Raw genomic sequence first — 13724 nt, 5'->3', positions numbered from 1 at the left:
GCGCCATCGGCACCGCTCGCTTTGCCGGTCGTGTTCAGACAGGAGAAACAAAAGAGCCGGCGAAGACGCCGGCTTTTTTGACATCGGATGCCGTTTCAGGGTCAGGCCGGACGAACCAGGATGTGCTTCTTCTTGCCGAGCGAGAGCTTGATGACGCCGTCGGCGGTGACTTCGCCGCTGCCCACGGTCATGCGCTCGTCGTTGACTGCCGCGTCATTGATCTTCACCGCACCGCCCTGGACATGGCGGCGGGCTTCGCCGTTCGAACCGGCGAGACCGGCGCGCACGATCAGCGAAAGCAGGCCCAGACCGGCGTCTAGTTCAGCGGCAGGCACGTCGATCGACGGGAGGTTCTCTGAAAGACCGCCTTCCTCGAACGTCTTGCGGGCGGTTTCCGCTGCCTGTTCGGCGGCTTCGCGGCCGTGCAGCATGGCGGTGATCTCGGTCGCGAGGATCTTCTTGACCTCGTTGATTTCCGAGCCGCCGAGCGACGCCAGTCGGCCGATTTCGGCCATCGGCAGGGTCGTGTAGAGCTTCAGGAAGCGCGGGACATCGGCGTCTTCGGTGTTGCGCCAGTACTGCCAGAAGTCATAGGCGGACAGCATGTCCGGATTCAGCCAGACGGCGCCGTTTACCGATTTGCCCATCTTGGCACCCGAAGACGTGGTGAGAAGCGGCGAGGTCAGCGCGTAGAGCTGTGGCGTACCCATGCGGTGGCCGAGATCGATACCGTTGACGATATTGCCCCACTGGTCGGAACCGCCCATCTGCAGCCGGCACTCGTAGCGTTTGCTGAGTTCCACGAAGTCGTAGGCCTGCAGGATCATGTAGTTGAATTCGAGGAAGGAGAGCGACTGTTCGCGGTCGAGGCGAGTCTTCACGCTGTCGAAGGATAGCATGCGGTTGACCGAGAAGTGACGGCCGACATCGCGCAGGAATTCGAGGTAGTTGAGCGACCGCAGCCATTCGGCGTTGTTAATCATCAGGGCACCGCCCTTCGGACCCTTGTCGTAGTCGAGGTAGTTGGCGAAGACCCGCTTGATCGATGCGATGTTGCTCTCGATCGTGTCGATGGTCATCAACTGGCGCGCCTCCTCCTTGAAGGAGGGATCGCCGACCATGCCGGTGCCGCCGCCCATCAGCGAGATCGGCCGGTGGCCGGTCGCCTGGAACCAGTGCAGCATCATGATCTGGATGAGGCCGCCGGCATGAAGCGAAGGCGCCGTCGGGTCGAAGCCGATATAGGCCGTGACGGTTTCCTTGCTCAGCAGATCGTCGAGGCCGCTTTCATCGGAAATCTGATGAATGAAGCCGCGTTCATGCATGGTGCGGAGGAAATCGGACTTGAGCTTCGTCATGACCTTGGAACTCTCTGGATCGTGCGGGATATTAAATTTCGCGGCGGCTTTAGCACTGTTTTTTGAAATGTGCACGTCTTTCGGCCATGAATGTTGCTGATGCGATTCATTCGGGCGGTCGAGGGTGCCTTTTGACAGACGGGAGTGCAGTGTGAGCGAACTGGTGCGGGCGATCGGCCTGATGAGCGGAACGTCGATGGACGGGATCGACGTCGCCATGCTGGCGACGGATGGTCAAAACGTGGTCGAACGCGGTCCCTTCCTCGCCGTGCCCTACGATCCCGCTTTCCGCGATCGCCTGAAACGGGGGCTGGAGGATGCAAAGACAATCTGCGCCCGCACGGAGCGGTCCGGCATCCTTGCCGATCTCGAAAGGGAGCTGACGCTCCGGCATGGGGATGCGGTCGAGCGCTTTCTGGCTTTGAACGGATTGAACGCCGCCGATATCGATATTCTGGGTTTCCACGGCCAGACGGTACTGCACCGGCCTGACGACGCATTGACGGTGCAGATCGGCGACGGCCCGATGCTGGCGGCCAGGACCGGCATCGACGTGATCTACGACATGCGCGCCAACGACATGGTTCATGGGGGACAGGGGGCGCCGCTGGTTCCCGCCTATCACGCGGCGCTGGCGCAAGGACTGAAGGGAGCGGCGTGGCCGGTCTGTTTCGTCAATATCGGCGGCATATCCAACCTGACCTTTCTCGGGCACGACGGCGAGATCGTCGCCTTCGACAGCGGGCCGGGCAATACGCTGATCGACCAATGGGTGGAGACCCATGCCGGCGTTCCCTACGATCAGGGCGGGATGATCGCCTCGGAGGGACGGGTGGTCGCGTCTCTTGTCGAGCGTTACCTCGATAGTCCGTTCTTCACCGCGGAAAAGCGCCGCTCGCTCGATCGCAACGACTTCCTGCCGCCGGAGGGCGGCGAGGCCGAACTTTCCGATGGTGCACGAACGCTCGCCTACCTGACGGCCGCCGCGATCCTGAAATCCTCCGGCCATCTCCCTGAAATGCCGGGGACTTTCGTCATTTGCGGCGGCGGACGGCATAACCGCATCATCATGGCAGACCTGAGGGACCTCGCGGCGCGTCATGGGTCGGTCGTGCTCTCCGCCGAGGATGCCGGCTTCGACGGGGACGCGATGGAGGCTGAGGCATGGGCCTATCTCGCGGTACGTTCGTTGAAGGGATTACCGCTGACCTTTCCCGGAACGACTGGAGTGCGCAAGCCGGTGAGCGGTGGCATTCTGGCCCGGACCCAGGGGTAGGAAGTTTCAGGCGGCAAGCAGTTCCGGTAGCTTTTCAGCGAAGGCAGCCCCGTCCCGCCGCCCGACCTCGTAGGCGTGGCGCAGCCCGGCCGCGTCGCCGACGGTGAACTTGTCGACCGGGATATCCTCGCTCGGTCCGACTACGATCCGTTCCGGCGCCGAGGGTGGCAGTTTGCCGTAGCGGGTGGTGAGCAGGAGGGTCCTGCCGCCGCTCTTTTCCGTTTCCATCAGTCTGCGAAGTGGAGGATTGTCGACCAGTCCGCCGTCGAGATGGGCTCTCCCGGCAATGCGTCCGACCGGCATGAAGGGCGGCACCGAGGACGTCGCCATGAGCGCATCGACAAGCATGGCCGGGCTGTCGATCTCGTGCGTCGAGATCCATGCGGGTTTCAGCCCGAGATAGGAACCGGCCTTCGAATGGGCGCCGCCGGTGAGGCGCTTCTCGATCTGGTAGGCGGTGATCGAGCCCAGCGCAGCCACGCCTCCGGGCATCCATGCCGGCGGGGCGGAAAGCTGGATCAGGATGGGCGGGGCGTCATGCAGGGCCGCCAGCTCCGCCCTGCCGAACTGCTCCGCCAGGAAATCGCGGAAGAGAGCGCCGACCACCAGAGGCGACCGGCGACGGCGAAGGGCCGACCAGTCGATATCCGGCATTTTTCGCTCGGCAAAGGCAAAGGCTGCGGCGCGCACCCGTTCGCCGACGCCGGCAAGGTTCATCGCACAGTGATAGGCCCCGGCCGAAACGGCGACGTAGTAGTTCGGCCGCTGAGGGTGGCGCGCGTTTAACGCCTCGAAGAAACCGCTTTGCCAGTAGCAGCGGTTGCCGCCTCCGGCAAACCCGATGGCATCGAAGGAAAGGCTTCCGGTCATTGCTGTCGTATCATCGATTGGCTGAAAAGGACGACGTCTCAATTGTTCAATTGAGAACTATCTCGGGCACCCTTGTCAACGCCGGCGGAATGACGCCGCAAAGAAAAAGGCGCCGGCCTTTCGGTCGACGCCCTTGAACGAGTTGTTCTGGCTATCAGCGGATACGCTTGGCAGCCGGTTCCGGAACCAGATCGCCGTCGAGGCGGCGGTCGAGATAGTCCTCGCATTCAGACATCAGGGTTTCCACCTGGCCGTTGAAGAAGTGGTTGGCGCCCGGGATCGTCTTGTGGGTGATCAGGATGCCCTTCTGGGTCTTCAGCTTGTCGACGAGGCCCTGGACGTCCTTTTCAGGCGCGACCTTGTCGGCATCGCCATGGATGATGAGGCCGGACGAAGGGCAGGGTGCAAGGAAGGAGAAGTCGTAGATGTTCGGCTGCGGAGCAATCGACATGAAGCCTTCGATTTCCGGCCGGCGCATCAGCAGCTGCATGCCGATCCAGGCACCGAAGGAGTAACCGGCTACCCAGCAGCTCTTCGAGTCGGGATGCAGGCTCTGCACCCAGTCGAGTGCGGAAGCCGCATCCGAAAGCTCGCCTGCGCCATGGTCGAACTCACCCTGGCTGCGGCCGATGCCACGGAAATTGAAGCGCAGCGTGGTGAAGCCGCGCTTCTGGAACATGTAGAACAACTGATAGACGATCGGGTTGTTCATCGTTCCGCCGAACTGCGGATGCGGATGCAGGATGATGGCGATCGGCGCGCTCTTTTCCTTGGATGGCTGGTAGCGTCCCTCGAGGCGGCCCGCCGGGCCATTGAATATCACTTCAGGCATTGAGACTCCGGTCCCTGTGAAAAAAATCGGTTCACGGTCCATCGTTTCAGAGAGATGACTTGACGAAGTCAGTCAGCTTTTCTAAAACTCAGTTTAGAACAGTTCAAAACTGGAATGGCTGTCCATCCATGTTGGATCGTGTCATAGGACAAGCCCGGCGGAAATTTCAAGGAAAATGCGCCGGTTGTGAATGAGGAGCGTCAGGCAGGAGCCCATGAGCAGGCAACGCATCTATCTCGACTGGAACGCCACGGCGCCGCTTTGCGAGCCCGCGCGTCTTGCCATGGTCGATGCGCTTGCGCTTCCCGGCAACCCATCCTCCGTCCATGCCGAGGGGCGCGCGGCGCGCGCCGTTGTCGAAGCCGCGAGGCGGCAGGTCGCGATGCTGGTCGGCGCCAATCCCGCTTCGGTGATCTTTACCGCAAGCGCGACCGAGGCCGCCAATCTGGTGCTGACCCCCGACTTCCGCATGGGCCGGGCTCCGCTTTCCGTTAGCCGTCTCTATGTGTCCGCGATCGAGCATCCGGCGATCCGCGAAGGCGGGCGTTTTCCGGCAGACCGCATCACCGAAATCCCCGTCCTGCGAAGCGGGGTGGTCGATCTCGAAGCGCTTGAACGCCTGCTTTCGGCTCATCGAGCGGAAGACGGCTTCGCGCTGGTGGCGATCATGATGGTCAACAACGAGACCGGCATCGTGCAGCCGGTGGAGGACGCAGCCAAGATCGTGCGGTCACACGGCGGCCTCCTCGTCGTCGATGCCGTACAGGCTGCCGGCCGCTTGCCGCTCGATATGGAACGGCTCGGCGCCGATTTCCTGATCCTTTCTGCCCACAAGATCGCTGGTCCGAAGGGTGCGGCAGCACTTGTCAGTCGCGGCGAGACGCTGATGCCCGCGCCGCTCATTCGTGGCGGTGGGCAGGAAAAGGGTCATCGCGCCGGCACGGAGAATGTCGCGGCGATCGCCGGTTTCGGCGCGGCGGCGGCCTTCATGGCCCGTGGCCTCGATGCACGCAATGCGGCAATCGGCGCCTTGCGCGACCGGCTGGAAAAGGGCATGCGGGACGCCGCGCCGGACGTGGTGATCCATGGCGGTGGCGTGGCCCGCGTGGCGAATACGAGTTTCTTCACCCTGCCGGGGTTGAAGGCGGAGACCGGTCAGATCGCCTTCGATCTGGAAGGGCTTTCCCTTTCGGCGGGCGCGGCCTGTTCCTCCGGCAAGGTCGGGGCGAGCCATGTGCTGACCGCGATGGGCGAGGATGCGAAGACGGGAGGCCTGCGCATGTCTCTCGGGCACTCGACGACCGGCGAGGAAATCGATCTCGCCATCGGGATCTTCGCGCGGGTCGCGGCGCGACGGAAATTGGCCGGTCAGGCCGCGTGAGGGCCTGAACGAGGAAGACTTGGATAAAATTGGCAAAATGCAATTTTATCCTTGCCACAAGGGGTGAAAATTCGCCTCTGGCGATTACATAAGAGCGGGTTTCCGCTTCACACGTTGACAAGCTGCCGGACCTTGGACCCGGCAAGATTGGAGAACGCAAATGGCTGCCGTGCAGGAAACGATCGATCGGGTCCGCCAGATCGATGTCGACCAGTACAAGTACGGTTTTGAGACGATGATCGAGGTCGACAAGGCCCCCAAGGGCCTGTCGGAAGACATCATCCGCTTCATTTCCGCGAAAAAACATGAACCGGACTGGATGCTGCAGTGGCGGCTCGATGCCTACAAGCGTTGGCTCACCATGGAAGAGCCGACCTGGGCGCGCGTCAACTATCCGAAGATCGACTTCAACGACATCTACTACTATGCGGCGCCCAAGACCGCGGAGGGGCCGAAGTCCATCGACGAGGTCGATCCGGAGCTTCTGAAGGTCTATGAAAAGCTCGGGATTCCGCTCAAGGAACAGGAAATTCTGGCAGGCGTCGAGAAGTCGAAGATCGCGGTCGATGCGGTTTTCGATTCCGTTTCTGTCGTCACCACCTTCAAGGAAGAGCTGAAGAAGGCCGGCGTGATCTTCATGTCGATTTCCGAAGCGATCCGCGAATATCCAGACCTCGTGCAGAAGTATCTCGGCTCCGTCGTTCCGGTCACCGACAATTATTATGCAACGCTGAATTCGGCCGTGTTCACCGATGGTTCGTTCGTCTTCGTTCCGAAGGGCGTTCGTTGCCCGATGGAGCTATCGACCTATTTCCGCATCAACGAGAAGAATACCGGCCAGTTCGAACGCACGTTGATTATCGCCGAGGAAGGAGCATACGTCTCCTATCTCGAAGGTTGCACCGCGCCGCAGCGCGATGAAAACCAGCTGCACGCGGCTGTCGTCGAGCTCGTGGCGCTCGACGATGCCGAAATCAAGTATTCCACCGTCCAGAACTGGTATCCGGGCGACAAGGACGGCAAGGGCGGCATCTACAACTTCGTCACCAAGCGTGGCGATTGCCGTGGCAGGAATTCCAAGATCTCCTGGACGCAGGTCGAGACCGGTTCGGCGATCACCTGGAAATATCCGTCCTGCATCCTGCGCGGCGACGGTTCGCGCGGCGAGTTCTACTCCATCGCGGTTTCGAACGGCCACCAGCAGGTCGACAGCGGCACCAAGATGATCCATCTCGGCAAGAACACGTCGAGCCGCATCATCTCCAAGGGCATTTCCGCCGGCTTCTCGAACAACACCTATCGCGGTCAGGTTTCGGCGCATCGCAAGGCCGAGAACGCCCGCAACTTTACCCAGTGCGACAGCCTTCTGATCGGCGACAAGTGCGGGGCGCATACCGTGCCTTACATCGAGGCGAAGAACGCCACGGCCCAGTTCGAGCACGAGGCGACGACCTCGAAGATCTCGGAAGACCAGCTGTTCTATTGCCTGCAGCGCGGCATCCCGGAAGAAGCGGCCATTGCGCTCATCGTCAACGGCTTCGTCCGCGAAGTCATTCAGGAACTGCCGATGGAATTCGCCGTCGAAGCGCAGAAGCTGATCGGCATCAGCCTTGAAGGATCGGTCGGCTAAACGGCCGACCATCCCGGTAACCGATTTCCTGCGCCTCGAAGCGCATTACCCTATTCGTCCGGAAGGATATGACCATGCTTGAAATCAAGAACCTGCACGCCCGCATCGCCGAAGACGGCACCGAGATCATTCGCGGCCTGAACCTGACCGTAAAGGCTGGCGAAGTCGCTGCTATCATGGGCCCGAACGGCTCCGGCAAGTCGACGCTGTCCTACATTCTGTCCGGCCGCGAGGACTACGAGGTCACCGAGGGCGAGATCCTCTACAATGGCGAGAGCATTCTGGACCTCGACCCGGCAGAGCGCGCGGCCAAGGGCATCTTCCTTGCCTTCCAGTATCCGGTGGAAATTCCGGGCGTCGCCACCATGCAGTTCCTCAAGGTGGCGATGAACGAGCAGCGCAAGGCGCGCGGCGAAGACGAACTGACCACGCCGGAATTCATGCGCCGGGTGAAGGAAGCTTCCGCCGAGCTGAAGATCAATCCCGACATGCTGAAGCGCCCGCTCAACGTCGGCTTCTCCGGCGGCGAGAAGAAGCGTGCGGAAATTCTGCAGATGGCGCTTCTGGAGCCCAATCTCTGCATTCTCGACGAAACCGACAGCGGTCTCGACATCGATGCGCTGAAGATCGTCGCCGACGGCGTCAACGCGCTGAAGTCGCCGGATCGCGCGGTCATCGTCATCACCCACTACCAGCGCCTGCTCGACTACATCGTGCCGGATACGGTTCATGTTCTCTACAAGGGGCAGATCATCAAGACCGGCGACAAGGATCTTGCGCTGGAACTCGAGGCCAATGGCTATGCCGATATCATCGGGGCCGCCGCCTGATCCATTGCGGCAAGGAGTGCAGATCATGACATTGCAAGCTGCAAACAGGCTGACGGCGGCGGAAAGCCAACTGATCGAAGCCTATGGCGCGGAAATCGGCGCATTGCCCGGCGATGGCGCGGTGCTTGCCGCCCGTGACAGGCTGTTCGACGAACTGAAGCGCGCCGGCCTGCCGACGCGCCGCGTCGAGGCCTGGCATTATACCGATCTCAAGGCGCTGCTGCGTGCCGTGCCTGCGATCGATCCCTCGGCGCTCGCCAAGGCGGTCGTGCCGATCGTGGAAGGTTCGACCCTTCTTGGCGTTGCCCAGGGCAGGGCGGATGACGTCACCCTGCCGGAGGGCGTGACCGCCACCGCCTATCGCGATGCGCTCGCCAACGGCACCGCCGCTGCCCGGCTGACGGCCACCGGGTCCGATGACGCAGTCGGCCGGCTGAACGGCAGCTTCGTGAAAGACGGCTTCGAATTGACGATCGCTGCCGACGCCACACCCGAGGCTCCGATCGAATTGCAGGCCATCCATGGAGCGGGCCAGGTGCATGTGCGCTTTCCCGCCCGTTTCGGCCGGGCCAGCAAGGCCGTGGTGATCGAACGCCACCTCAATGCCGGTGAAGAGGCCGCGCTCGTTTCTTCCGTCAGCGACGTGAAGATCGAGGATGGCGCCGAGGTCGTCTGGATCATCGTGCAGACGCAGGGACTTGCCGATACCCATCTTGCCCAGATCAAGGTTGAACTCGGCGCGGATGCCAAGTTCAAGCTCTTCGTCATCAATGCCGGCGGCAAGCTGGTGCGTCAGGAAATCCATGTCCGGACCGCAGGCGAGGGATCGGATTTCACCCTTCGCGGCGTCAATCTGCTCGGCGGCGAAAGCCATACCGACGTGACGATGACGCTCGGCCACGACCTGCCCAACACCACCTCGACCGAGGTCATCCGCAACGTGGTGTTCGACCGGGCGCGTGGCGTCTTCCAGGGGCAGATCCGGGTTGCGCCCGACGCCCAGAAGACCGATGCGCGCATGGCCTGCAATACGTTGCTGCTTTCGGATGACGGCGAGTTTTCGGTGAAGCCGGAACTCGAGATCTTCGCCGACGACGTGCAGTGCGCCCATGGTGCGACGGTCGCCGACATCGACCATACCCATCTCTATTACCTGATGGCGCGCGGTATTCCGCAGAAGAAGGCGCGGGCGCTGCTGGTCAACGCCTTCGTGGCCGAAGTGGTCGAGGAACTGGAAGACGAGGCTCTGGTGGAGGCGCTGGAAGGGATCATTTCCGACTGGCTGGAACGTCATGGCTGATCTCTCCTCCACGAAGTCCGGCTACGACGTCCAGAAGGTCAGGGAGGATTTCCCGATCCTTTCCCGCGAGGTCTACGGCAAGCCTCTGGTTTATCTCGACAATGCCGCCTCGGCGCAGAAGCCGAAGCTGGTGATCGACGCGGTGGCGCATGCCTATTCTCACGAATACGCCAATGTGCATCGCGGCCTGCATTTCCTCTCGAATGCGGCAACCGATGCCTATGAAGCGGCGCGCGAAAAGGTGCGGCGCTTCCTCAATGCCGGTTCCGTGGACGAACTTGTCTTCACCAAGTCCTCGACCGAGGCGATCAACACGGTTGCCTACGGATGGGGCATGACCCATATCGGCGAGGGCGACGAGATCGTCCTCTCGATCATGGAGCATCATTCCAATATCGTTCCGTGGCATTTCATCCGCGAACGTCAGGGCGCGAAACTCGTCTGGGCGCCGGTCCACGAAGACGGCTCTTTCGATCTCGAGGCCTTCGAGAACTGCCTGACCGAGCGCACCAAGCTTGTCGCGATCACCCATATGTCGAATGCGCTCGGCACGGTGGTTCCGGTCAAGGACGTCTGCCGGATCGCCCACGCGCGCGGTATTCCGGTGCTGGTCGATGGCAGCCAGGGCGCCGTGCACATGCCGGTCGACGTGCAGGACATCGACTGCGACTGGTATGCCGTGACCGGCCACAAGCTCTACGGCCCCTCCGGTATCGGCGTGCTCTACGGCAAGATGGAGCGGCTGAAGGAAATGCGGCCCTTCATGGGCGGGGGCGAGATGATCGTCGAGGTGACGGAAGACAACGTCACCTACAACGACCCACCGCACCGTTTCGAGGCCGGCACGCCGCCGATCGTCCAGGCGATCGGGCTCGGCTATGCGCTCGATTACATGGAAAGCCTTGGCCGCGAGGCGATCGCTGCCCATGAGGAGAGCCTGCGCGCCTATGCGCATGAGCGCCTTTCGGCGATCAATTCGCTGAGGATCATCGGCAATGCGCCGAGCAAGGGTTCGATCTTCTCCTTCGAGCTTGCCGGCATCCACGCGCATGACGTATCGATGCTGATCGACCGGCGCGGCGTGGCTGTCCGGGCCGGAACCCACTGCGCCCAGCCGCTTCTTGCCCGTTTCGGCGTGACCTCCACTTGCCGGGCGTCTTTTGCCCTATATAACACCCGTGAAGAGGTCGATGCGCTGGCCGATGCGCTGGACCATGCCCGCACCTTCTTCGCGTGAGGATCAGACGATGAGCATGAATGAAACCGAACAGAAGTCGGATGTCCGCGATGGCATCGTGCACACGGCGATCCCCGCCGAGGAGGTCGCGCGGCTTTCCGACGACATCATCGCTGCGCTGAAGACAGTCTACGACCCGGAAATTCCGGCCGACATCTTCGAACTCGGCCTGATCTACAAGATCGATATCGATGACGACCGGATGGTCAAGATTGTCATGACGCTGACCGCACCGGGCTGCCCGGTTGCCGGCGAGATGCCGAGCTGGGTGCAGAATGCCGTCAGCGCGGTTGAGGGCGTATCGGGCGTCGAGGTGGAAATGACCTTCGATCCGCCGTGGACGCCGGACCGCATGTCGGAAGAAGCACAGGTCGCCGTCGGCTGGTATTGATCGCCGTCAAGACGGCAACTACATTCACCGAAGCACCGGACCTTGAACCCGGTTGCGACAGGAGAACAGCATGGGCTTTCAAGTCATGAGCATGACGGATGCGGCTGCGGCGCGCGTTCGGGCTATCGTCGAAAATTCCGGTCCCGGTGCGCGCGGAATCCGCGTCGGCATCAAGAAGGGCGGCTGCGCGGGGATGGAATACACCATCGACCTCGTCACCGAGCCCAACCCGAAGGACGACCTTATCAGCCGTGACGGCGCAAGCGTCTGGATCGATCCGGCCGCCGTTCTTTACCTGCTGGGGACCGAGATGGATTTCGAGACGACCAAGCTGCGCTCGGGCTTCACCTTTCACAATCCCAACCAGACTTCGGCTTGCGGCTGCGGCGAATCGGTCGAACTCAAGGCCGCCGATCTTGCGGAACTCGCCCGGCAGAAGGAAACCGTTGCGGCCCGCTGACCGCCGCCCGGAACCTCGATCTCCATGCTGAGGTCCGACAAACGCCGGACCTTATGTTTTGCGGGAGACCTTGCGCCGCTACCCTGTATTTGCGGTTATCGCGAACATTTTTCGCAAAATATATTGATGTTGGCCGATATTCCGCATATGTACCTGTCATGGATGCAATAGACCGCAAAATCACCGGATTGCTGGCCGAGGATGCCCGACGTTCGCTTGCCGATATCGGCGAGCGGGTGGGGCTGTCGCCTTCGGCTGTCAACGACCGCATACGCCGTCTGGTCGCCGAAGGGGCGATCAAGCGCTTCACTGTGGATGCCGATCCGGCAGCACTTGGGCTTTCGGTTACCGCTTTCCTGCTCGTCGCGCTCGATTACGATACCGGCGAGGAGGCCTTCAGGGCCTTTGCGCAAGGGCATCTCTCCGTTGCGGAATGCCACCATGTCACCGGGGAGTGGTCCTACCTCGTCAAGATCCGCGTCCGGGATCTCGCCGGCGTCGAGGCCTTTCTTTCCGAACTCAAGTCGCGGCGCTTCCTTGCCCGCAGCCAGACCATGATCGCGCTTTCCACGCCCACCGAGCGCGCCTTTACCTCAGCGGAGAACTGACATGAGCCTTTTCCTGTTCGGCAAGGGCATCCTGCTCGGTCTTGCCATTGCTGCCCCGCTTGGACCGATCGGCACGCTCTGCATCTCGCGGACGCTGGAGCGCGGCTTCTGGGCGGGGATTGCCGGCGGCCTCGGCACGGCGCTTGCCGATTGCACCTTTGCGCTGATGGCGGCGGCCGGCTTTGCCGCCTTCACGATGTTCTTCGATGCCATCACCGTGCCGCTGCAACTCTTCGGTGGCGCCTTCATGCTGTGGCTCGGGGTGAAAAGCTTCCAGCCGCGCCCGGCTGCCGTGGCCGCGACCATCGGCGCGCGTGACCTGTTCTCGACCACGATTGCCACTTTCCTGCTGACCATGGCAAACCCCGCGACCATCCTGTCCTTTGCCGCAATCCTGGCGGGGCTTGGGATTGCGGGTGCCGTGGATGGCTCGAGTGCCGCCTTTGTCGTGGTCGGCGTCTTTGCCGGCTCGCTGCTCTGGTGGTTCTTCCTGTGCGGAACGGTATCGCTGCTCCACCACCGTCTGCCGGAAAGCTTCTCCCACTGGGTCGCCCGCGCCTCCGGCTTGGTGCTGCTGGTCTTCGGCGTCCTCGCTCTCGGCATGGGGGTCAAGGCGCTACTGGTGGCTTGAGGCTGCCGATTGCGAGGTTGCCCTAAGCATCCTTACTTCGCAGCCCTGGCCGCAACAAGGCTTCGCAAGTCCTCGACCTCCTTGTCTGTCAGCGAACGCACGGCGCCTTTTTCGAGGTCGCCGAGGGGGAGGTTGCCGATTGAGACGCGGATGAGGCGCAGCGTCGAGATGCCGAGGGCTTCGAGCATGCGGCGGATCTGGCGGTTGCGGCCTTCGTCGAGAACGATCTCCAGCCATGAGTTTTTATCGCCTTCGCGCAGTTTCTCCACGCTTTCAGCGTGGAGAAACTCGCCGTCATGGCGGATGCCTGTCGTCAGGGCTTGAAGCATCTCGTCGGTGGCGATGCGGTCGATCTGGACGTGGTAGGTCTTCGCCACATGGGTCTCGGGATCGAGCAGGCTTTGGGCGAATTCCGTGTCGTTGGTGAAGAGCAGCAGTCCTTCGCTTGCCTTGTCGAGCCGGCCGACGGGAGAGAGGTGGGTGTGGTCGAGGTCCTTCAGGCAATCGAAGACCGTCGGGCGGCCCTCCGGGTCGTGGCGGGTGGTGACGAGGCCTCGCGGCTTGTTCAGCATCAGGTAGACGCGCTCTTCCGCGATGACGGGTTTGCCATCCACGGCAATCGCAGCGTCCGAAAGATCGACCCAGGTCTGGAGGTCCCTGACAATGCGTCCGGCCAGCGACACGCGCCCTGCGGTCACCAGCTCCTCGGCCTGGGTGCGGGAACAGTGGCCGAGTTTCGAGAGCGCGCGGGCTATGGTGACGCGCTTGCCGCCTTGAGACACCTCCGGCTTGCGGGCGGGGGCCGGTTTCGGCCGGTTGCGGCTGTCTTTTCGTTCCCGTGGCGCCATGCGTTCTCCTGACAGGATCTGTTGACCCGCCGACCCTTGTCATTCTAGAGCACGTTCAAGAGAAGCGCGCGG

At 62.2% G+C, this 13724-nt stretch carries 14 protein-coding genes; 10 read left to right on the top strand and 4 right to left on the bottom strand.

All coding sequences use genetic code 11. The annotated features are described in order from the left end of the window. Positions 1 to 101: 101 nt before the first annotated feature. Positions 102 to 1358, bottom strand: a complete 1257-nt coding sequence (tyrS, locus tag ACLBKR_RS09280; protein WP_112828217.1) for a tyrosine--tRNA ligase — start codon at positions 1356 to 1358, stop codon at positions 102 to 104. A 151-nt stretch (positions 1359 to 1509) separates the two neighbouring features. Between tyrS and ACLBKR_RS09275 the strand changes: the two genes are divergently transcribed. Next, on the top strand, positions 1510 to 2634 hold the full coding sequence (locus tag ACLBKR_RS09275) for an anhydro-N-acetylmuramic acid kinase (RefSeq protein ID WP_113437628.1): 1125 nt from the start codon (positions 1510 to 1512) through the stop codon (positions 2632 to 2634). Positions 2635 to 2640: 6 nt separating this feature from the next. On the opposite strand, the gene ACLBKR_RS09270 is transcribed toward ACLBKR_RS09275, so the two are convergent. Beyond that, a complete protein-coding gene (locus ACLBKR_RS09270; RefSeq protein ID WP_113437629.1) occupies positions 2641 to 3504 on the bottom strand; it encodes a patatin-like phospholipase family protein in 864 nt (287 codons plus the stop codon). A 154-nt stretch (positions 3505 to 3658) separates the two neighbouring features. Continuing rightward, positions 3659 to 4336, bottom strand: coding sequence for an alpha/beta hydrolase (locus tag ACLBKR_RS09265; protein WP_113437665.1), 678 nt, complete (start codon positions 4334 to 4336; stop codon positions 3659 to 3661). 214 nt (positions 4337 to 4550) lie between these two features. Here ACLBKR_RS09265 and ACLBKR_RS09260 point away from each other — a divergent pair, with 214 nt between their 5' ends. The 9 genes from ACLBKR_RS09260 to ACLBKR_RS09220 all read left to right on the top strand — a co-directional run bounded on the left by ACLBKR_RS09260 (position 4551) and on the right by ACLBKR_RS09220 (position 12804). Then, entirely contained in the window at positions 4551 to 5717 is a 1167-nt protein-coding gene (locus ACLBKR_RS09260) for a cysteine desulfurase family protein (RefSeq protein WP_113437630.1), read from the top strand. 160 nt (positions 5718 to 5877) lie between these two features. After that, positions 5878 to 7347: a Fe-S cluster assembly protein SufB gene (gene sufB, locus ACLBKR_RS09255; RefSeq protein WP_414901519.1), complete on the top strand. Its 1470-nt coding sequence runs from the start codon at positions 5878 to 5880 to the stop codon at positions 7345 to 7347. Positions 7348 to 7421: 74 nt separating this feature from the next. Further along, positions 7422 to 8177, top strand: a complete 756-nt coding sequence (gene sufC, locus ACLBKR_RS09250; protein ID WP_113340292.1) for a Fe-S cluster assembly ATPase SufC — start codon at positions 7422 to 7424, stop codon at positions 8175 to 8177. A gap of 25 nt (positions 8178 to 8202) precedes the next feature. Next, positions 8203 to 9477: a Fe-S cluster assembly protein SufD gene (gene sufD / locus ACLBKR_RS09245; RefSeq protein ID WP_414901516.1), complete on the top strand. Its 1275-nt coding sequence runs from the start codon at positions 8203 to 8205 to the stop codon at positions 9475 to 9477. Further along, positions 9470 to 10714 carry a cysteine desulfurase gene (locus ACLBKR_RS09240; protein WP_113457061.1) on the top strand — a complete coding sequence of 415 codons (1245 nt, stop codon included), beginning with the start codon at positions 9470 to 9472 and terminating at the stop codon, positions 10712 to 10714. Before sufD ends, ACLBKR_RS09240 begins: the two co-directional genes overlap by 8 nt. 10 nt (positions 10715 to 10724) lie before the next feature. Then, on the top strand, positions 10725 to 11105 hold the full coding sequence (locus ACLBKR_RS09235) for an SUF system Fe-S cluster assembly protein (RefSeq protein ID WP_113457176.1): 381 nt from the start codon (positions 10725 to 10727) through the stop codon (positions 11103 to 11105). Positions 11106 to 11175: 70 nt separating this feature from the next. Continuing rightward, positions 11176 to 11565, top strand: coding sequence for a Fe-S cluster assembly scaffold SufA (gene sufA / locus ACLBKR_RS09230; protein ID WP_112828223.1), 390 nt, complete (start codon positions 11176 to 11178; stop codon positions 11563 to 11565). A gap of 158 nt (positions 11566 to 11723) precedes the next feature. Next, on the top strand, positions 11724 to 12173 hold the full coding sequence (locus tag ACLBKR_RS09225) for an Lrp/AsnC family transcriptional regulator (RefSeq protein ID WP_113340232.1): 450 nt from the start codon (positions 11724 to 11726) through the stop codon (positions 12171 to 12173). A 1-nt stretch (position 12174) separates the two neighbouring features. After that, positions 12175 to 12804: a LysE family transporter gene (locus tag ACLBKR_RS09220; RefSeq protein WP_113340233.1), complete on the top strand. Its 630-nt coding sequence runs from the start codon at positions 12175 to 12177 to the stop codon at positions 12802 to 12804. A gap of 32 nt (positions 12805 to 12836) precedes the next feature. Here ACLBKR_RS09220 and ACLBKR_RS09215 read toward each other — a convergent pair whose 3' ends face one another. Further along, entirely contained in the window at positions 12837 to 13652 is an 816-nt protein-coding gene (locus ACLBKR_RS09215; RefSeq protein WP_414901512.1) for a pseudouridine synthase, read from the bottom strand. Positions 13653 to 13724 lie beyond the last annotated feature (72 nt).

Origin of the sequence: Paenirhizobium cremeum (assembly GCF_047553425.1) — a bacterium.
GTDB classification, from domain to species: domain Bacteria; phylum Pseudomonadota; class Alphaproteobacteria; order Rhizobiales; family Rhizobiaceae; genus Allorhizobium; species Allorhizobium cremeum.
Note: the sequence above shows the minus strand (reverse complement) of the source record. Positions and strands in the feature narration are given on the sequence as shown.

What these genes read in the sequence shown, in the direction of transcription:
- tyrS (WP_112828217.1), bottom strand. Translation starts at nt 1,358, where the DNA reads ATGACGAAGCTCAAGTCCGATTTCCTCCGCACCATGCATGAACGCGGC.
- sufC (WP_113340292.1), top strand. Translation starts at nt 7,422, where the DNA reads ATGCTTGAAATCAAGAACCTGCACGCCCGCATCGCCGAAGACGGCACC.
- ACLBKR_RS09235 (WP_113457176.1), top strand. Translation starts at nt 10,725, where the DNA reads ATGAGCATGAATGAAACCGAACAGAAGTCGGATGTCCGCGATGGCATC.
- ACLBKR_RS09240 (WP_113457061.1), top strand. Translation starts at nt 9,470, where the DNA reads ATGGCTGATCTCTCCTCCACGAAGTCCGGCTACGACGTCCAGAAGGTC.
- ACLBKR_RS09270 (WP_113437629.1), bottom strand. Translation starts at nt 3,504, where the DNA reads ATGACCGGAAGCCTTTCCTTCGATGCCATCGGGTTTGCCGGAGGCGGC.
- sufD (WP_414901516.1), top strand. Translation starts at nt 8,203, where the DNA reads ATGACATTGCAAGCTGCAAACAGGCTGACGGCGGCGGAAAGCCAACTG.
- ACLBKR_RS09265 (WP_113437665.1), bottom strand. Translation starts at nt 4,336, where the DNA reads ATGCCTGAAGTGATATTCAATGGCCCGGCGGGCCGCCTCGAGGGACGC.
- ACLBKR_RS09215 (WP_414901512.1), bottom strand. Translation starts at nt 13,652, where the DNA reads ATGGCGCCACGGGAACGAAAAGACAGCCGCAACCGGCCGAAACCGGCC.
- sufB (WP_414901519.1), top strand. Translation starts at nt 5,878, where the DNA reads ATGGCTGCCGTGCAGGAAACGATCGATCGGGTCCGCCAGATCGATGTC.
- sufA (WP_112828223.1), top strand. Translation starts at nt 11,176, where the DNA reads ATGGGCTTTCAAGTCATGAGCATGACGGATGCGGCTGCGGCGCGCGTT.
- ACLBKR_RS09220 (WP_113340233.1), top strand. Translation starts at nt 12,175, where the DNA reads ATGAGCCTTTTCCTGTTCGGCAAGGGCATCCTGCTCGGTCTTGCCATT.
- ACLBKR_RS09260 (WP_113437630.1), top strand. Translation starts at nt 4,551, where the DNA reads ATGAGCAGGCAACGCATCTATCTCGACTGGAACGCCACGGCGCCGCTT.
- ACLBKR_RS09225 (WP_113340232.1), top strand. Translation starts at nt 11,724, where the DNA reads ATGGATGCAATAGACCGCAAAATCACCGGATTGCTGGCCGAGGATGCC.